The sequence below is a fragment of the Nitrosomonas sp. Nm132 genome (assembly GCF_900100485.1).
Classification (GTDB): Bacteria; Pseudomonadota; Gammaproteobacteria; order Burkholderiales; family Nitrosomonadaceae; genus Nitrosomonas.
Genome location: NZ_FNDH01000006.1, coordinates 51,615 through 69,856, shown reverse-complemented (window position 1 = coordinate 69,856; position 18,242 = coordinate 51,615). Strand labels below are relative to the sequence as shown.

General features: G+C 47.6%; 16 protein-coding genes. 9 read left to right on the top strand and 7 right to left on the bottom strand.

The features are described 5' to 3' along the window. Positions 1–31 precede the first annotated feature (31 nt). Positions 32–511 carry an LEA/WHy family protein gene (locus BLP80_RS03985; protein WP_090540379.1) on the bottom strand — a complete coding sequence of 160 codons (480 nt, stop codon included), beginning with the start codon at positions 509–511 and terminating at the stop codon, positions 32–34. Positions 512–775: 264 nt separating this feature from the next. On the opposite strand from BLP80_RS03985, the gene BLP80_RS03980 reads away from it, so the two are divergent. Further along, the gene (locus BLP80_RS03980) at positions 776–1,033 is read left to right on the top strand and encodes a hypothetical protein (protein WP_090540378.1); all 258 of its coding nucleotides are present in this window, start codon (positions 776–778) and stop codon (positions 1,031–1,033) included. A gap of 18 nt (positions 1,034–1,051) precedes the next feature. On the opposite strand, the gene BLP80_RS03975 is transcribed toward BLP80_RS03980, so the two are convergent. Further along, positions 1,052–1,384: a cupin domain-containing protein gene (locus BLP80_RS03975; protein WP_256324941.1), complete on the bottom strand. Its 333-nt coding sequence runs from the start codon at positions 1,382–1,384 to the stop codon at positions 1,052–1,054. Positions 1,385–2,262: 878 nt separating this feature from the next. Here BLP80_RS03975 and BLP80_RS03970 point away from each other — a divergent pair. The 5 genes from BLP80_RS03970 to BLP80_RS03950 all read left to right on the top strand — a co-directional run bounded on the left by BLP80_RS03970 (position 2,263) and on the right by BLP80_RS03950 (position 6,100). Beyond that, positions 2,263–2,553: a hypothetical protein gene (locus BLP80_RS03970; RefSeq protein ID WP_176754261.1), complete on the top strand. Its 291-nt coding sequence runs from the start codon at positions 2,263–2,265 to the stop codon at positions 2,551–2,553. A gap of 572 nt (positions 2,554–3,125) precedes the next feature. Next, on the top strand, positions 3,126–3,485 hold the full coding sequence (locus BLP80_RS03965) for a HopJ type III effector protein (protein ID WP_090540374.1): 360 nt from the start codon (positions 3,126–3,128) through the stop codon (positions 3,483–3,485). After that, on the top strand, positions 3,475–4,533 hold the full coding sequence (locus BLP80_RS03960; RefSeq protein WP_090540372.1) for an NAD(P)/FAD-dependent oxidoreductase: 1,059 nt from the start codon (positions 3,475–3,477) through the stop codon (positions 4,531–4,533). Before BLP80_RS03965 ends, BLP80_RS03960 begins: the two co-directional genes overlap by 11 nt. Beyond that, entirely contained in the window at positions 4,508–5,086 is a 579-nt protein-coding gene (locus tag BLP80_RS03955) for a tRNA 5-(aminomethyl)-2-thiouridylate-methyltransferase MnmM (RefSeq protein WP_090540370.1), read from the top strand. The genes BLP80_RS03960 and BLP80_RS03955 overlap by 26 nt, the downstream gene beginning before the upstream one ends. A 159-nt stretch (positions 5,087–5,245) precedes the next feature. Next, positions 5,246–6,100 carry an Hsp33 family molecular chaperone HslO gene (locus BLP80_RS03950; RefSeq protein ID WP_090540368.1) on the top strand — a complete coding sequence of 285 codons (855 nt, stop codon included), beginning with the start codon at positions 5,246–5,248 and terminating at the stop codon, positions 6,098–6,100. 234 nt (positions 6,101–6,334) lie between these two features. Here the strand turns inward: BLP80_RS03950 and BLP80_RS03945 are convergent, their stop codons facing one another. The 4 genes from BLP80_RS03945 to BLP80_RS03930 form a co-directional block, all read right to left on the bottom strand. After that, on the bottom strand, positions 6,335–7,315 hold the full coding sequence (locus BLP80_RS03945; RefSeq protein WP_090540364.1) for a sulfite exporter TauE/SafE family protein: 981 nt from the start codon (positions 7,313–7,315) through the stop codon (positions 6,335–6,337). 265 nt (positions 7,316–7,580) lie between these two features. After that, the gene (locus tag BLP80_RS03940; RefSeq protein ID WP_090540362.1) at positions 7,581–9,578 is read right to left on the bottom strand and encodes a CHAT domain-containing protein; all 1,998 of its coding nucleotides are present in this window, start codon (positions 9,576–9,578) and stop codon (positions 7,581–7,583) included. Between the two features lies 1 nt (position 9,579). Continuing rightward, complete coding sequence (locus tag BLP80_RS03935; RefSeq protein WP_090540360.1) at positions 9,580–11,082, bottom strand: metallophosphoesterase; 1,503 nt, start codon at positions 11,080–11,082, stop codon at positions 9,580–9,582. A 207-nt stretch (positions 11,083–11,289) separates the two neighbouring features. Next, entirely contained in the window at positions 11,290–13,881 is a 2,592-nt protein-coding gene (locus tag BLP80_RS03930) for an Rne/Rng family ribonuclease (protein WP_090540358.1), read from the bottom strand. A gap of 691 nt (positions 13,882–14,572) precedes the next feature. Between BLP80_RS03930 and BLP80_RS03925 the strand changes: the two genes are divergently transcribed. Next, the gene (locus tag BLP80_RS03925; protein WP_090540447.1) at positions 14,573–15,559 is read left to right on the top strand and encodes an RluA family pseudouridine synthase; all 987 of its coding nucleotides are present in this window, start codon (positions 14,573–14,575) and stop codon (positions 15,557–15,559) included. A 37-nt stretch (positions 15,560–15,596) separates the two neighbouring features. Here the strand turns inward: BLP80_RS03925 and BLP80_RS03920 are convergent, their stop codons facing one another. Continuing rightward, positions 15,597–16,271 (bottom strand): arylesterase, encoded by a 675-nt coding sequence (locus BLP80_RS03920; protein ID WP_090540356.1) that lies wholly within the window; start codon positions 16,269–16,271, stop codon positions 15,597–15,599. A gap of 1 nt (position 16,272) precedes the next feature. Here BLP80_RS03920 and BLP80_RS03915 point away from each other — a divergent pair, with 1 nt between their 5' ends. Next, a complete protein-coding gene (locus BLP80_RS03915) occupies positions 16,273–16,965 on the top strand; it encodes an ABC transporter ATP-binding protein (protein ID WP_090540354.1) in 693 nt (230 codons plus the stop codon). A 47-nt stretch (positions 16,966–17,012) separates the two neighbouring features. Further along, a complete protein-coding gene (locus BLP80_RS03910; RefSeq protein WP_256324940.1) occupies positions 17,013–18,236 on the top strand; it encodes an efflux RND transporter periplasmic adaptor subunit in 1,224 nt (407 codons plus the stop codon). Positions 18,237–18,242: the final 6 nt, after the last annotated feature.

Here is an 18,242-nt window from a genome sequence, read left to right as displayed (position 1 = left end):
AGGGCACGTGCCAATTTATGAAATATTCGGGTTAAAGCTTCTCTAAATCGTCAGCGCCATTAGGCATAGACACGTTGCCCTTCTGCTCAAAGGGAACACTGCCCAGTCCCTGCAGGAAGAGTCGTCCAGATAGTCGGTAGTCCACCTTGTCGCGGCTGGATTTCTGCAATTCACCGAGTTGTTTCCATATCATTCCAAGGGTGCTGGTCGCTTTCACTTCCATCACCGTTTCACCCAAGCGTGGCACGATTACGACCTTATCGGACAGGCCCTTGGCGAAAGCCACTCCATTGAGTTCGACATCGAAGGTAATGCCATTGATATGCAGCGCTATGTCATTAGGATTCTGGATGCGCATCTTGAGGATGAATCGCTGCTCCAGGAGTCCGAATTCAACAAGCTCAATCCCAGCTAAGGTGATGTCGGGATTATGCTTTATTCCGGCCAGTTGAGTGCAACCAGCTACTAAAGCAGCCATAACCAGAAACAGCTTCAGAATAATGCGTTCCATACCATTCTCCAAATAAAAAATCGCATTTAAACAAAAAAAACAGATTAATCGTTGTATCCACAGCTCATGGCGGATGCTTGCTGAGGCTTACGTCTTAACGGCTTGAGGTGAGCAGGTTTCACTGAGGCAATACAGATTGTCCTACTTTCTTCCCATTCTATGACCACCTGCAAACGACACATTCCTGCCGATGGCGAAATTCGCAAAGGGACACTGAGTGGATGGTCGATCTTAGCCGAATTCAGTCAATCAATGTCAGGTTGAATGGGTGATCAGAAAAACCACCAATCATCCTATATCATCGTCCCCGCGATTCTGAACCTGATCGCTGAAATCAGCGAGATGATCGGTTGCTATACTGCCCTGGCAGAGCAGAGTCTGACTTCGGCCCTGCGTCGGGAGAATCGTATCCGTACAACGATTAATAGAGCCAGCTCCGACTCAATTGCTTTAATTAAGCCCTTGTCATCTGTTTTTTTACAGCCAAGTTATAACGAAATTTGCAGATCAATCGTGCGCTAGCAGGCGGGTTTATGTACTTTATTCAGACTTTTCACCGCCTTTAGGCCCCCAGAAAACAACCCAGGTAGAGAAATCAGGTGAAAAATTCTCAAAGCGATGTTCGACATGGGCTGGAACAAAAAATACCGTACCCGCTTCAAATGGATGACGTTCACCCGCCACGACAAATTCACCCTGTCCAGAATGAATAAAATAGAGTTCATCCTGATCGTGCGGAGTTTGTATATCTGTGCCACGAGGCGCATATAACTCGACAGACATTGAACCATGCGCAAACGCTAGCGCGAATGGTTCACCCATCGGCCATTCCTGGGTTGCTTTACCCGGTATTTGTTTCAAAAGATCAGGCACAGTTGCTTTCATGGATAAAATATAAAATGAGGTATAAATTAATGATAAGTATGATTCAGGTGTTTACAGTATTGTAATTCTTACAAATCAAAAGAGGCACGCTTGATTGATCTTTGGCCATGTTTATCTTGAATGACCCTGCCTTGATCAGCCGTATTACCAATTTAGAATCGCTTTGTCGCCGACCGCATACTTCATGATTCATGATTCATGCTAGAAAGCTTTGCAGTACAAGGGTGGCGTTGAGTCGTCGAGTGCGACGGGGGTGCTTGATTGGAATCCTTACTTCAGTGTTTTGAGGCCGTGTTCCCGTCATCCTTGGCCAAGAGAGGATGCCGATTTGGCTTTGTCATAGAAAATAGAGCTATTCACTTTACTGTTTGCCTCCTTATTGTGGAGTGAGGTGCTGCAATTTCTCATCGTGTACCTCAGTACAATATTTTTTTCTGCCACCCTGGAATAAAGTTTTATTCAATATCCTTCCGTCATTATGATGGAGCGCTCGGGCTTAGAGCATTCTGGAAGTCATCGAATGGCATAGAGGGGGGGAGGGGAGCGAAAACCTGAAATTCTGAAAATCTTAAGCTCTGAAAAATTGGGAGGGTGATCAGGGTGACAGTTTCTTTAGTTTTTCAGGTTTCCAGGGTCTCTGTTTTCCGTCGTGTAATCCCGTTCATCACTTCGCTGCCGGCCTCACTCTCAGCAGTCCATACAGCGCAAGGATAACGCCGAGCCGCCGGGTATTTCCCGGGAAATTTTTTCTTCTGCAGATGAGCGTTGCACCCTTAGATAGCATCATAGGGGCAAAACATCATTCTGCTGTTTATCAAGAAATCAGTATGAATGTTTTGAACACAAGATCCTTCGGAGAAACAAAAATGCCTCGAATCATCATAATCATTGTATTTATGATTAGCTCCATATCATTTGGGAATGATGAAGATGCTGCTGCAAAGGATAGCCGTATCTATCAAACAGATTCAATCGGCACTATCAATCCAAATAAACCCTCATTGGTCATTCAGAAAGATGGCCGAATCCTGCCTGCCGATAGCATTGGGACAAAGATTGATGGAAGTAGGGATCAATATAAAATAATCGGCGACAGAATCTATGAGACGGACTCATTGGGCACCGCTAAGCATGATAAATCACAGAGGATAAAGTGATCGGATCAATCGACTGCCTTATTACCGGTATTGTTATTGTTTATGATGAATATCTAAAAGAAACAAATGGGGTACGGAGACATTATTTTTCAAGATTAAGAAAAGCGACTAAAGAAGAGAAAACAGAAATATGCAAGGCATTGCGGATACCTGCAATTCTCAGCAGACATCAAAGCGAGTATAAATCAGTACACTCCTGACTACTCTCCCAGGTTTCCAGAATACCTAATTTTCTGACGCCCACGTCTGTAGAAGTGCGAGCATAGAGGGTGACAGCCATTGCTTATTCCTTGTCGATTTCTATCTGAATCATGGGCCTTTCCATGTGATGAGGGTAATCTGCTCATTAACCCGAATATTTCATAAATTCGCGTGGTGATCACGCAGGATCTTGATTAATAGGGAAGTTTTGAGAAGGAGTGGTGTAGTGATTCATACACCCGACTGAACAAAATCTTTCTTATTAATCAAAAGGCAAGTGAGGACACGTGCCAATTTATGAAATATTCGGGTTAATATGACATGTATACCTCACTCGGCTTTATAATCCCAAACCCTTTGGGAGTGATTCTATGATGCTAAATCATTTTATTGATCGTGTTAAAGCTGGACAGGTGGTTGATTTTCAGGAAACGATGGCAGTGATTGCCGCAGCCTATGATTATCAACCGACAGAGTTCAGCAATGGTATCCAGCAGCCATTGGTTAACGAAGCGGGGTGCAATGAAGGTTCTTGCAAGATTTTTGCCTTTGCCAGGTTACATGGGTTAGATCAGACCCAGACCTTGGCTTTATTTGGCGATTACTATCGCAAAGATGTGCTGGAAAACCCTGATGGCAATGATCATCAGAATATCCGCAATTTTATGCGCGATGGCTGGGATGGGATCGTTTTTAAAGGGGAGGCGTTAAAAGCCAAGCATGCCGGTTGATGTTCTGATCGTTGGTCAGGGTCTGGCTGGCAGCTTGCTAGCCTGGGAGCTGATTCGTCAGCATGTTCGGGTCATGGTGATTGATAGCGGTGAGATCAATGCATCGCAAGTCGCAGCTGGGCTGATCAATCCAGTGACCGGTTCACGGCTGGTTAAGGCTGCTGAAATTGAGCGATTATTGCCGGCTGCCATGCATTGCTATCAGCAATTGGAGGCAGCATTCCGGCAGCAGTTTTTTGTGCCCATGCAAATGTTACGCCTATTAAAAACTGAGCATGAGCGGCGTCTTGCTGAGCAAAGGCTGGGACAAGCCGGGTATCAAGAATTTTTAATGAATTGCCCATCTTGTCCTTCCGGCATTGTCAGTGTCTTTGGGATGCTGCAGCAGCAACAGACCGGTTATTTAAAAACCCGTCAGCTACTAAAAAGCTTACGGGATTTTTTTGTGGTTAATGACTGTTACCGGAAAATCAAGTTGGATTATCGGGAGATCGAGTTGCAGCCATGCTTGCGGTGGCGCGATTTGCAGCCGCGGCATATTGTGTTTTGCGAAGGCCATCAGGCTACAACCAATCCCTGGTTTGGCGGACTGCCGTTCCAACCGGTGAAAGGCGAGATTCTCAATTGCAAAACCAGCTCAGTCTATCCAGTGCAGATTCTGAATTTTGGCTACTGGATGATTCCCATTGAGTCATATCAATTCAGGTTAGGCGCGACTTTCGATCACGCAAATCTGGATACTCAACCAACCGAGCACGCCAGTAATCAGTTGATACAGGCTTTGGCTAAGGTTTATCCCGAACTACAGCCGATGGAGGTTCTTGAACATCAAGCAGGCATTCGCCCATCCACCCAGGATAAACAACCTTTTATAGGCTCTCACCCAGTCCATAACGATTTGCATATTTTCAACGGCTTTGGCGCCAAAGGCAGTTTGGCCATTCCCTGGTATGCCCGGCAATTTGCCGCAGTTTTGAATCAGGCTGCATCGCTTCCCATCGCCGCGCACGTCCGGCGTTATTATGACTCACATTTCCTTTCTGGCTGAAACAGCGCATAACCTTGTTCGTCAGAATTTGCCGCAGGGAAGTATTGCGATTGATGCCACGCTTGGAAACGGGCATGACACTGTTTTTCTAGCCCAGTCTGTCGGTGACAACGGTCAAGTCTATGGCTTTGATGTGCAAATTCAGGCGTTTCAAGCTACTATGCAGCGGCTGCGACAGCGTGATTTACTGCACCGAGCGATGCTGATTCATGCCAGCCATGCATCGATGGATGAACATATTCCGCAAAAATTTCATGGTCAGATACAGGCGATTATGTTTAATCTGGGTTATTTGCCAGGGGCGGATAAAAGCATCATTACCCAGACTGACTCGACCTTGATCGCCGTCAATACAGCTTGTCGATTGCTGGCCACACCAGGGATTCTGACCGTGCTGGCTTATCCGGGTCATGCTGGCGGTGATGAGGAAGCCTTGCGCCTGAGCGAGTGGTGCCAACAACTCGATCAGCATCGCTTTCAGGCTGACATCGTACTGAGTCAACATGATAAACCTCGGGCGCCGCGACTTTTTGTGATTCGGAAAATGGCTTGATCTGCTAATATGCCTGACTTTTTAGCAGCAAATAGTCATTATGTCAGAATTTAAAACACCGCCCTCGTCAAAAAGCCAACGTTTATTTCGATGCTAAAGGTGGTAAATTCTGAGTGCTGTTTTTACAGCCATGAGTGGCAATACCAAGGAATTATTGAAATGAACAACTACTTACAACGTTTTTTACTGGAGAATCTGGATATACGCGGCGCAGTGGTGCATCTGGACAGCGTATGGCAGCAAATGCTGCAAGATCGGAATTACCCGGCGCCTGTCATGCAGCTGCTCGGGGAAATCAGCGCCACCACGTTGCTGCTGGGTGGCAATCTCAAGCAGTCCGGACGCCTGACCGTGCAGCTGAGAGGCGATGGCCCCATTCCCATGCTGGTCATCGACTGTAATGAAAGTCTTCATTTGCGAGGCATGGCTAAATATACGCCCCCAGTTGCAGTGCAGCCTGTAGCCGATTTACTGGGACATGGTCAGCTGGTGTTGACCCTGGATATGCTATCGATGCGTGAAACTTATCAGAGCATTGTGCCGCTCGATGGCGACACGATTGCCACAATCTTTGAGCATTATTTCAGGCAATCCGAACAACTGCCTTCACGCCTGTTCCTGACGGCATCCGATGACGCTGTTTTCGGTATTCTGCTGCAGAAACTGCCCACCGCCGACCAGCGGGACCCCGATGGCTGGACGCGCATAGAAGCGCTCGCTGCAACCGTGCACGACCAGGCTATGTTCAGGCTGACTGCTGAAGAAATCCTCACACGCTTGTTTGTTGAAGAGACCATTCGCATCTTCGATGCGCAGGCAGTTAGCTACGGCTGCCAGGAAGATCCAGCCAGAATCTACGATATGCTGCGGTCCCTGGGCAGGGCAGAAGTCAACGCCATTTTGCAGGAGTGCGGCGAAATCGTCGTGCATGATGACATCTGCAATCGCGAATATCGCTTTGACGCACTGACTATCGACGCCATCTTTCGCGAAGCCGGGCCGACGGTGCATTGAGATCATATTCTGCAGGTATGCCGGTCAATCAGAATCAGCGTGAAAAATGACTCAGTTCAGGCTTGATAATCGATAGCGGCATGGGTTGCTGTCGCTTAAATCCAGCCATATCAATCGAAAGTGATTAGCAATAAGGCATGGCGCGTTAGAGCGATTGGGTGTAAGCAAGTTTGGCTGATAACAGAAAAAAATCTCCTGGAATTTATGCCTTGTATTTCCGGGAGATTTGTTTTTTTATAAAGTAATAAAAGCCTTATAAAGATTGTAAAGACTGATCATGGTAATCAAAATGCCCACCAATATCAGCAGAGTGCGTGCATGGAATCTCTTCAATAAGAATGCTGCAAAAGGTGCTGCAAATAAACCACCGAATACCAAGCCTACAATCAGTGGCCAAGTATTAGTTTCCATCAGCAACGCAAAAACGGCTGCACTGGTTAATGTCAGAAAAAATTCTGCAAAATTGACTGAACCAATCGTTGTACGCGGATCATTCCCTGTACCGACCAAGGTCGTTGTGACAATCGGCCCCCAGCCACCGCCACCTGCTGCGTCCATGAAACCTCCAAAAAGTGCCAGTTTGCCTACATGCCTGGGGGCCTCTTTACGGATATTTAGTTGACGGAAGGCTTTACTAATAATATAAATCCCCAGCAGCAGCAGGTAAGCCGATATGAAAGGCTTAAATAATGCGCTGTCCACCTGGGTGACTAATACTGCTCCTAATATACCGCCAAGTATCCCTGGTACCAGTAGGCGCGTGAATAATTGTTTGTTTACGTTGCCAAATTTGGCATGAGAAATACCTGAGACCCCGGTGGTGAAAATTTCAGCAATATGCACACTGGCACTGGCTGCAGCAGGACTGGCACCCGATGCTAATAGAAATGTCGTTGCGGTGACGCCATAGGCCATACCCAAAGCACCGTCGACTACTTGTGCGAGAAAACCAACGGCAACAGCGCTCCAGAAAATTCTGCTGTCGAGCGTACTGTTGATAATCTGCCAGCTATCACCCCAATTCTGTGCAAGAAAGAAGCGGCCAACCAGAAACAAAATGAGCGAAATTAAAATAATGACAGCAAGCCATACGGCGGCACGTAGAAAAGGGTGTGCATCCAAATGAGATATGGTGTCTTCAACAGGAGGTAATCCCAATTGTTGGTGTTCTTCATTTACCGGGTTGCTTGTCAGGTCAAGGTTGCGGATTTTCATGGGCGTAACTTTATAGTTTCAAAGTGTGTGGCACTATAGCCGCACTTGAGCAAAATTAGAAATAATATTAAGTAATATACTTATAGGTAAGAATTTCTAGCGCTGTTTACAGGATTCAGTTTAGGAAAATACTGTGGTAGGCTGGTCTTTATAAGGCCCAATGAAATACGCCCCTATCACCTGCTAAGGCCTGAGCTGCCGTTGTGGCGATGAGCTAGCAGCAAGAAATAGTGTATTTTTCTGACCTACATTGTTCTAAATTCTGTCAATTTTCTAGCGATTCCTCTGAAAAATTACTGCCCAATGTTTCCAAGGCGATACAGGCAAGATCTCTCCACTCCTCCCTATCCCAATACTTGATGTAACGTCGGAATTGACGTTGTGTTGAAAGGAGTGGGAATTCATCAGGGCCAAGCAGTGCCTGTATCTCATTGCAATAATGGGCAATATCCTTTTTCGCTTGATCGTAATCGAAATTTTGACCGCCATAGGCTACGCCGAGCAAAGCAAGTTCTGCCAGCGTTCCTAATGTATACGCCCGATTTTCTCCGGTTGCCTTATTTAATTTCCACTCGGCGATTTGCCGGGCCGCGATCCACCATCGGCCATAATCTTTCGATAAAAATTTAAAAGCGGTCTTATTGGCTAGTGCTGGTGTTGCCGTGATAGAAAGATATTGAGTCATAACCCAATGGTTATGGGGCTCAACTTCCAATGCTTCGCGATAGAATTCACGTGAAGCTTCATAGGCTTTTTTGCTTTCCTGTGCCCACTTCGACTTCTCGCCGGAATCAGCCGAGTGACTGCCAGCAAGCAATGAGTAGGCAATGGCAATACGTTTCTCACTGGCGGCACTCATGCCAAGACGTTCCGCTTTCACGTTGAAAAAAGTCATTGCTTCAGGCTCTTCACGCCATGCTTTAAGTTCGATACGGATCGACTTGCATAATGAAGCGATCTCCTCTCCATGCTCAGCGGAATCCAACGCGGCACCAACCAATTCGTCGATACGGCCGAATTTCACCTCAAACCGTCTTCTGATTTGCTTGTCGCGGAAGGCATTCACTTGATCTTCGAAGTTTAATGGCACGGTAGCATAGGCCACGATACTGGCCCAGTCATGCGTGCCGGATGCGTCGGTACGCAAGCGCTGGCGCAATTCATAAATGACCCAGCGTGGATCATTGCCACCTAGTAAACGACGATAAAGTACTTCAGCAGCGATGGCTGAAGCGCTCATCCATAGCGGAAACTGTGAAGCAATTACCCAAGGGATACCGGTTGCATGAAGCTCGTGCGCAATACTGCCACCAGGAGTCAGCATTGATTCGATATTGCCTGAGTCACAGGTTGCGAGCGTGACCAGTGTCGGGCAAAATTTCGTATTTCCTGAAGAATCGCGAGCGGTCAGCGCAATGGCAAGCCTTTCACCGTCAATGATGTCTTTGCCTTGATCAAGATCGTTACATAACGCTACCCCATAGCGTTTATCACCGGAGCTTTCCAGTGGCGCACCGTGCGCCAGAATATGTACATGGGTATACTCGGTTTCAGCACAGGCTTCACGGATTTGTTTCAAGGTGGCATTGGGCAGGATAGTCAGTATTTTTTTAACATCTTCAACGCGCTCCTTGGTCATGCCTGGGTTTCTGATTTTTACCCAAGGTTCGATAGCTGAACGGAGCGCTTGCAAATGAGCCTGGGCAGGGACATAAAGACCGTCTGGTTCTGCAAAAGCAAAGAGGATGCGTGGCGGTCGGTTCCAGTCGACAGGGAGGGGGCGTCCACGACGGATTTCCCGCGTGATTGAAATCGGTGTGCGCGTTTGCAGGAACAGTGGGGAACCAGAACCTGGAAAGCCGTCCGTGCCCACGGCAAGCTCGAAGGGAATTAGGCTAAGTTCAAATGCGGATAAGGAAAGGCGCAGATGAACCAGTTTTCCGGCTTCCATTGCAGCATTACCCAATTCTGAAAGCAGCGCTGGAATCTGGCCGAGCACTCTCCCAATCGCTTCACCCATATCGCGGACTTCAGCCTGGCGCTGTTCATCCTTCGTGGGGTCTTTATCCGATTCATAACGTAGCCTGCGCAAACGCATCAACAACTGCCGGTGTTCAAACGGCATCTGCACCGTCACTGGTCCATCCTCGCCGCATAATGCGATATAAGGCGTCAGTGGCGAGAGTAATTGATTATGCGGTGGCCCTGGTCTGAGAAATTCAAGTTTGAATTGCTGGATTGCCTTGCTGGGGTCAATGCTCATATCACTTCCCCGTAAATTTTTTTATCTCAACGGGCGTGCCTGAACCGTCACCCACCACATGCGTCAATCTACCCACTACGCTATCGTTTTCCTCCCTGATCGACACAGCGCTGGTCTGATCCATTACGAAAGGTTCGTTGCCAAATTTGGCCTGATCAATGACTTCCATTTTGCCATTGATGAGCACATCGTACACTGGCTTGAAGGAGGCCGTGTCTTTCAGCATGGTTCCGGTAAACTGCAATAACCGGATCCACGTGCCACTATTGAAATAATAGCGTCCGCCCCCCATGTCGATTGCGCGTTCAAGATGGGTATGGCCGGTAATGATAAAGTCGATCGGCGATCCCACGGCAGCGGTCACTTGTTTATAGGTATCGTCCTGATCGGATATGTCGAATGTTTTGTCGTTTGCCAGCCAGTCTTTTAGCGCACGGCGTAGTGCTTCATCTTTGCCGACACCTCTCATCCAGCCGGTTAAACTGTCCAGGATGAGTTGCGGCGTGCCCAAGGTGCTGTCGGCTGCTGCTGCGATATTCGCATTCGGACGATTAAAGTTTTCTTCCGCGGCCAGTAACATATCTTCAGCACTACGTCCATCGGATGCTTTTGCACCTAATATTCCAGCTTTAAGGTTGGGTCCCAATAAACGATCGGCGGTAAATGGCAGAGTGGTATCCTGACTGGGCTGCTGAAAACCTTCAGCCGACAGGCGTTGGTCGGCTTGTTTTTGCCCTTGTACTTTTTCGCCGACGATCGATAGCAGTTTGCCAATTTTACTGACTTGCGATGGATCAAGTACCAGTAAGGTGCCGATGGCTGCGGAAGTTTCGGGCTTAAGCAGATCAATCCAGGCAAACCTGCGCTTCACGTCGTTCATGACTTCCTTGACCATGCGTGTACCGGCATTGGGATACCATTCACTGGGATCAAGCGAACGGCTGACATTCAAACGTCGTCCCACTTTCGCCAAATCTTCGTAACGGTTGTAATTCCAAGCATCGACTTCATTGCCATGAGTGCAATAGACGCGCGCATTTCCTACCATGCAAGTGTAGCCTGCGCCGGTCGTAGAAAATTCAATACGCGCACGGGCTGCCAGATCAGCTCCTGCCAGATACGTAATAATCAAACGTTGAACAATAGGAAAAGATAATTCGATATCGTGGTTACCAATAATGATGATCAGCGTATGTCCTTCCAGCTTGACGAAATCAGCCAAGGCTTTCCATATGCCGGTAAAGGATGGGTCTTTCATGATTCGCTGGATGGTGGCAACCGCTTCGTCAACGGCAACGTAGCCGTGAATGTCTTCGGCCAGTGTATCGATGATGTCACCATTTAATACCAACGCTACACGTCCCCCGGACCGTTGCCGCCCAACCCAGCCGATATAGTTGGCAAGGCGCTTGGTTTCACGCAAAATCTGAAAATCCAGCCTGTTGCCGCCCATATGGATGTCTGAGATAGCATGGATTTCATCGTATTCGGGAAAATCACTCATATCGTTACCTCATTGAATTAAGATGATTACTGATCTACCTGTCTCTGTCTATTTGCATGGTATGGAGCGCATGGAGAGGGGCGATAATAGCCGATATCGAGCTACCCGCTACTTTGCGGCCTAACGCATTGCCTCCATCCTTGACAGCGTATCCTGGGTTTCTTTAAAGGAAGGGGATGGTTGCTTTTCCCCTTCTTATTCAAAAAATTAATTTTTTGTTTCTACCTGGACCAATGGCTCAGATTGAATCGTTTTTGAGGCTGCTGGCTTACGTCGTGGCCTCCTGGGAGGACTCAGCTCTTCCACGGTTTCAGAAACTTTATCAGGAGCAGTCTCAATCATGACTAGGCCACTTTTGCTCAAATCCGGTAATTCGATAACGGCACGTGGTTCCGATAATTGAGGTGAACTGGGTTGGGGAGCAGGAGGTTCATGTTCTGCTGGAACCGGAATGCGCTCCTCTGTTGAGTCAAGCTGGGTGATGGGAGCAGGCGAGGCTGTCAAAAGATCAGGAGAACGATCTGCTGATTCAGATTGTTGGCTAGATTCGCTCATCTCGGATGCGATACTTTCTGCCTTAAAGGTAATGAGCTTCTGCGTTGCCGCCTGACCACCGGAGTGGTTTTCTGGCTCAGATTGTTCTAAGGGAGCAGAATTTTCAATTTCAGTTTCTCTATTGGCACGGAATCGTTCAGTACGGACACGTTGCCGTCCTCCACGGCGTCGGCGTGAGCGTGTCCGTTCTTCCACTTGTTCATGGGATGCTTCAATTGCCGGGATCACTTCTTCTGCCGGTAGTTCCGTTTCAGCGAGTGCTTGTTCTTCACGCGGTGGGTGAATCTGTTTTCTTCGAGCAGTCTGGCTTTCATGATTTTCTTGTACGACCTCTCCATTGTGCTCAGGAGTCATCCGTTCCTCAAGCAGGGCACCGGCTAATTCATGAGGTGATTCACTCAACGGTTCATTAAGGTCGTGACGCTTGCGTTGTTCGTGAGCGAGCATCTCTTTACTGCGTCCACCCCGGCCACGATCTCGCCGTCCCCGCCCTCGCTCGCGATATTGGGACCTTTCCTTATGATTGCTTAGAGTGGGTTCTGCTTGCGCGTGTTCATGGTCGGCTGGTCTGAACCAGCCAAAGAATTTATCTAGAAATGAGATCTGCTCGCGAGGCTTTTCTTCACGTAGCGGCGCAGGCCGTGCCGGTGTGATTCCTCTGACCGCTGCCTGGGGACGTGTTGGTTTCGTTTCCTGCGTGGTTGACGGAAGGACAATTTCCTCCGCAACTTTCTCTACCATCTCATAACTGGCATGCATTTCTGTTGATTTGATATCCTCATGGCGCAGCCGGGTAATTTTATAATTTGGCGTTTCCAGATAGATATTAGGAATGAGGATAATATTAACTTTTAAGCGTGCTTCGATATTATGAATATCAGAACGTTTCTCGTTTAGCAGGAACGTAGCCACATCTACAGGTAACTGCACGTGCAGCGCACTGGTATGTTCTTTCATGGCTTCTTCCTGGATGATTCTAAGAATATGCAGGGCAGACGAATCGGTGCCGCGTATGTGTCCCGTACCATGACAACGTGAGCAAGTGATATAGTTGCTTTCTCCAAGGGAGGGGCGCAAGCGCTGTCGCGATAGTTCCAACAGCCCAAAACGTGAGATTTTTCCAACCTGAACGCGCGCACGATCAAAGTGCAGCGCTTCATGTAGACGCGACTCTACTTCACGTTGATTGCGGGCGATTTCCATGTCAATGAAATCAATAACAACGAGCCCTCCTAGATCACGCAGACGAAGTTGCCGGGCAACTTCATCTGCAGCTTCCAGATTGGTATTAAGCGCGGTGTTTTCAATGTCAGTGCCGCGAATGGCTCGCGCCGAATTGACGTCAATCGAAACAAGTGCTTCTGTGTGGTCAATTACGATCGCCCCGCCTGAAGGTAGCGATACTTGCCGGGAGTAGGCCGTCTCTATCTGATGTTCAATTTGGAAGCGGGAGAATAACGGTACATCGTCCTGATACAATTTGAGTCGATCGACATTACCCGGCATAACGTGAGCCATAAATTGACACGCCTGCTCATAAATTTCAGGATTATCAACCAGAATTTCACCAATTTCATGATGAAAATAATCGCGAATGGCACGAATGACCAGACTGCTTTCCTGGTAAATCAGAAAGACGCCCCTTTGATTTTTGGCGGCTTCTTCAATCGCGTGCCAAAGTTGCGTCAGATAGTTTAAATCCCACTGTAACTCTTCTTCATTGCGGCCAATGCCTGCAGTACGTGCAATAATGCTCATTCCGGCCGGAACCTGCAGGTGCGAGATGACATCGCGCAGCTCAGTGCGTTCTTCCGCGCTGATGCGACGGGAAATACCTCCACCATGGGGATTATTAGGCATCAAGACCAGATAACGTCCTGCCAGGGAGATATAGGTAGTCAACGCAGCACCTTTAGTGCCGCGCTCATCCTTATCTACTTGAACGATTAGCTCCTGACCTTCTCGGAGTAAACCTTGAATACGATGACTCGGTAAGTCTACATCCTCGCCGAAGCAGGTAGGGGAAATTTCCTTATAGGGTAGGAAACCATGGCGGTCTCCGCCGTAATCAACAAAGGCGGCTTCCAGTCCGGGTTCTAGTCGGGTGATAATTGCTTTATAAATATTACTTTTACGTTGCTCTTTACCAACTGTCTCAATATCGAGATCAATCAGTTTTTGTCCATCTACAATTGCGACACGCAGCTCTTCTGGCTGTGTCGCATTGAATAACATGCGTTTCATTTTATGCCTCCCGCGCTCAATTCACGGGCAGATTGCTGCATCTAGACAGCATAGCTTCCTATCGTTTACGCATAATAGAATTTATTGTTCAGATAATTGGGTCATGGTATTAAGAAAGGTCTATATGGAGTGGCTATAATGGCACATTGCCGTATCGCAGGATTTGATCCCCTGACGTATCCAGATAGTATGGGTTTCGCCAAAATTTGCTTCGCTCGTTTTATTGAAACTCGTTCTGCTCGTTTGCTCGGGTCTTATGTCCCGGGTGCTTCCCACTTTATTTCTCTTATTCACTTATTCAGACCTTCTTTAATTTTCCTATCCTTGAAGATTGGCCAATTTCCAGTTTGTATCTTGGTTCCTGCATACTGTGGAAACAGGATTGAAATCAAGTTATACAGGGTTTCGACAAAGTCTATCCCGTCGACGGGTACTACGAAACCAGAAACTAAAATTCATAGGTGCTTTGAGCGCGCAAATCAATTACTATCGCTACTTTAGGTGGTGAGCGACATTAACCAAATCAGTGCTGATTTTCTTCAACACTTCAAAACTATCGAGTGAGTTAATTATTACCCGGTGTAATCATGTTCATCATGTATCCGGCACATGATTTATGTAGTATAGGGGTATATATCGGAATTCCAATTTGAAAAGTATAGGTAAAATTAAAGCGTCAGGCAAAAATATTATGCCAGATATAGCCAGCGTCAGTGTAGAAAATATCGATGAAGAAGCCGATGGGCAGCGCATCGATAATTTTTTCTTTAAGCGTTTTAAAGGGGTGCCTAAGAGCCATGTTTATCAACTTTTGCGTAGTGGCCAGGTCCGCGTCAACAGCAAACGTATCAATGCCGATTACCGGTTACAGCGGAATGATAAGGTGCGTATTCCGCCGATTAGAGTATCCAAGGGCAGTTCTTTGCAAAGTATCAAAAGAATGGCGAAGCCTCATTTTATCGCTTTCGAGGTATTGTTTGAAGATGAATGGCTGCTGGCTATTAATAAGCCATCGGGGATAGCGGTACATGGCGGGAGTGGCATTAGCCATGGTGTGATTGAGCAATTACGTGCACGTTATCCGGACTGGAAATTTCTGGAACTGGTGCATCGCCTGGATCGGGAAACTTCCGGGGTCTTGCTGCTTGCTAAAAAACGTAGCGCATTGGTCGAGGTGCATCGGCAAATTCGCGAGGGGGTTGTGCAGAAACACTATTGGGTGCTTGTCAGCGGTAAGTGGCGCAATGCTAAGCAGAGTGTCAAATTATCGCTTAATAAATATGTTACCGCTGACGGAGAGCGGCGAGTGACGGTTGTTTCAGGAAAAAGTGAGGAAAGAAAAGAACTGCCAGCCCACACCGTGTTTACTTTGAAGAAAAATTGGCAAAATTTTAGTTTGCTGGAGGCGGAATTGAAAACTGGCCGTACTCATCAAATCCGAGTTCATTTGGCGCATCTTGGTTTTCCTATCGCAGGAGATGATAAATACGGTAATTTTGAGCTGAACAAACAGTTGATGAAAGGTGAACAGGGACTGAGCTTAAAGCGCATGTTTCTGCATGCGGGCAGCTTGGAGTTGATGCATCCCGCTACAGGTGAAAGTATTCACCTGGAAGCACCGCTGACCGGTGATCTGAAAGCCTTCCTGCATAGGTTGGATGAGGAGCATGCAAAGTGAAGATTAAAATCATCCTGTTCTTTTGATCAGATTAGTATTAGTTATTAAACGCAGGTTCAATTTGTATTTCTTTCTGTGCAGAAGAGTAGTTTGATTCCAGTATGGGGTGTAACACTTCCCAAACATTCTCAGTAATCAATTTTTGTGCTTGTGCATCAGGATGAATGCCATCAGCCAAGAAAAAATCGCGCTTGTCACCAAATCCAGCCAGTAGAAAAGGGATGAGTTTCAGTTGATAGCGTTCAGCGAGCTGGGGATAAATATTGCGGAACTTTTGAGTGTAGGCTATGCCATAATTGGGCGGTAGCTGCATACCCGCCAGCAGCGGCGTGACGTTATTTTGTTGGCAAGCTTGAATGATGGCTTCCAGATTATCGTAAATGGATTGAATGGATGCGCCGCGCAGTCCGTCGTTGCCACCTAATCCGATGATAATGATATCCGGGTGATGCGTTTTCAGGGCATGCCCGATACGATTGCGTCCGCCCAGTGTTGTTTCACCGCTGATACTGACGTTGATTACCTGATAATGAGGGGAGAGCGCTTGCATACGCTGCTTAAGCAGATTCACCCATCCAGCTTCTGCCGGCAAACCATAACCGGTTGATAAACTATCTCCAAAAATCATTACGGTCGTGCCATTAGCTAGGCTGGCTACTGCGTAAGAAGCAATATTGAATAGAAAAAAAAGAATGATTAAAAAATTTTTCATGATGAATAATCGTGCCAAACAAGCGGCACACCTTATCGTACAAGCAAGCGCCTTAACTAAACAGGTTGATACCGGGGATAATCAATTAACGATTCTGCAGGATATTAACCTGGAAGTAAATGCAGGTGAATCGATCGCCGTAGTAGGCGCTTCTGGTTCCGGCAAATCTACCTTACTAGGACTACTGGCAGGACTGGATGTTCCGACTAGTGGTCATGTTTATCTGGATGGCGTGGATATCTTCCTGTTGGATGAGGATGAACGAGCAGCTTTACGGAGTAGGTTGCTCGGCTTTATGTTTCAGTCTTTCCAACTACTGCCTCCATTGACTGCAATTGAGAATGTGATGCTGCCATTGGAACTTTCCGGTGTAAACGATAGCAGGCGAGCGGCTCAGGAGTTGCTCGAGCGTGTCGGGCTGGGGATGCGGCTAAGACATTATCCCAGGCAACTTTCGGGTGGTGAGCAGCAACGTGTTGCGATTGCCCGCGCTTTTGTAACGCAACCCAAAATGTTATTCGCCGACGAACCCACCGGTAATCTCGATTCTGCTACAGGCGCCCAAATCATTGAGCTCATGTTTGAATTGAATCGTGAACGAGGGACTACACTGGTGCTCGTGACCCATGATGAAGCATTATCCAGTCGTTGTTCCAGGCGGATACGCATGGCCAGTGGCAGGATAGTTAATTGAAAGGGTTACGCCAAGCTTTCTTAACAGCTTAATCACGGAATAAAGTATTGGAAGCAACGATTTCCCAAAAAGTGGCAGCAACCGGCAAAAGACGTTTGAAGACTGCCATCATGAGCTTTCTGCTCGTTGCACTGGCAGCCGGTTTCTGGTTTCTGCGCGCTCCTGATCCTGCTGCAACCCACATCCGAACTGAAACCAAAGCCGTTCCAGTCGTGACAGCTGCAGTAGCGCAACATGATGTGCCGGTCAAAATCAAGATCAAAGGTACGGTATCTTCTATACAAACCGTTGAGGTGCGTCCGCAGGTTTCTGCCACGATCAAAGCAGTCCATATCAAGGAAGGCCAGTTCGTGAGCAAGGGAGAGCGGCTGTTCACACTGGATACTCGTGCGCAGGAAGCCAATCTGGCCAAGTCCACTGCCCAACTTGCCAAGACACGCGTCGAATTGCAGAATGCCCAGCGTAATTTCAATCGTCAAAAAGAATTGTTCTACAAAAAATTTATTTCGCAGGCAGCACTTGATGTTGCGGAAAATCAGGTTGATTTGCTGCAGAATCAACTGAGTTTCGATCAGGCTGCAGTACAGGCAGATCGTGTCGCCCGTGACTATGGTGAGATTGTTGCGCCGATTGCGGGACGTACCGGTGCGATCCAGGTTTATCCGGGGAGTCTGGTGCGACCTGAAGCCTCCATGCTGGTGAGCATTACGCAGATTGACCCGATTTATGTGAGCTTTGTACTGCCCGAGCGCGAGTTGGGCGCCTTGAAACAAGCTCTTGCCAGGAAGAAAGTGATTGTCAGTGCCCAGCTTAATCTGCCCGACCAACAGGAGCGAGAGGGGCGTGTGGTATTTATTGACAGCGCGGTCGATACCGCCAGCGGCACGATACAGGTCAAGGCTGAATTCGCTAATGCCGACGGGAAGTTCTGGCCGGGCATGTTTGCCAATGTCACACTGATATCCAGTGTGTTGACTAATGCATTGACTGTTCCCGCCCAGGCCCTGCAAACCGGATCGCATGGTCAATTTCTTTTTGTCGTTGAGGAGAATAATCAAGTCATTCCACAGCCGGTCAATGTCAGGTTAATTCAGGAGGGTATCGCGGTGGTAGAAGGGATAGGGCTGGGCCGGTGTGTGGTGATTGAAGGCGCTCAGAATCTTCGTTCCGGCAGTATAGTGAGCGAGAGCAGAATTTGCAGGAAAATACTTCCGTCTGATCAAGCCAAGTTGAAATCTGGTTCAGAGGATAGAAGTTCTCAACCTCTTTAGGCGAGT

Coding starts and splice junctions, on each gene's coding strand:
- BLP80_RS03950 (WP_090540368.1), top strand. CDS start 5,246: ATGAACAACTACTTACAACGTTTTTTACTGGAGAATCTGGATATACGC.
- BLP80_RS03985 (WP_090540379.1), bottom strand. CDS start 511: ATGGAACGCATTATTCTGAAGCTGTTTCTGGTTATGGCTGCTTTAGTA.
- BLP80_RS03935 (WP_090540360.1), bottom strand. CDS start 11,082: ATGAGTGATTTTCCCGAATACGATGAAATCCATGCTATCTCAGACATC.
- BLP80_RS03925 (WP_090540447.1), top strand. CDS start 14,573: ATGCCAGATATAGCCAGCGTCAGTGTAGAAAATATCGATGAAGAAGCC.
- BLP80_RS03955 (WP_090540370.1), top strand. CDS start 4,508: ATGACTCACATTTCCTTTCTGGCTGAAACAGCGCATAACCTTGTTCGT.
- BLP80_RS03960 (WP_090540372.1), top strand. CDS start 3,475: ATGCCGGTTGATGTTCTGATCGTTGGTCAGGGTCTGGCTGGCAGCTTG.
- BLP80_RS03970 (WP_176754261.1), top strand. CDS start 2,263: ATGCCTCGAATCATCATAATCATTGTATTTATGATTAGCTCCATATCA.
- BLP80_RS03980 (WP_090540378.1), top strand. CDS start 776: ATGGGTGATCAGAAAAACCACCAATCATCCTATATCATCGTCCCCGCG.
- BLP80_RS03930 (WP_090540358.1), bottom strand. CDS start 13,881: ATGAAACGCATGTTATTCAATGCGACACAGCCAGAAGAGCTGCGTGTC.
- BLP80_RS03965 (WP_090540374.1), top strand. CDS start 3,126: ATGATGCTAAATCATTTTATTGATCGTGTTAAAGCTGGACAGGTGGTT.
- BLP80_RS03940 (WP_090540362.1), bottom strand. CDS start 9,578: ATGAGCATTGACCCCAGCAAGGCAATCCAGCAATTCAAACTTGAATTT.
- BLP80_RS03915 (WP_090540354.1), top strand. CDS start 16,273: ATGAATAATCGTGCCAAACAAGCGGCACACCTTATCGTACAAGCAAGC.
- BLP80_RS03920 (WP_090540356.1), bottom strand. CDS start 16,271: ATGAAAAATTTTTTAATCATTCTTTTTTTTCTATTCAATATTGCTTCT.
- BLP80_RS03945 (WP_090540364.1), bottom strand. CDS start 7,315: ATGAAAATCCGCAACCTTGACCTGACAAGCAACCCGGTAAATGAAGAA.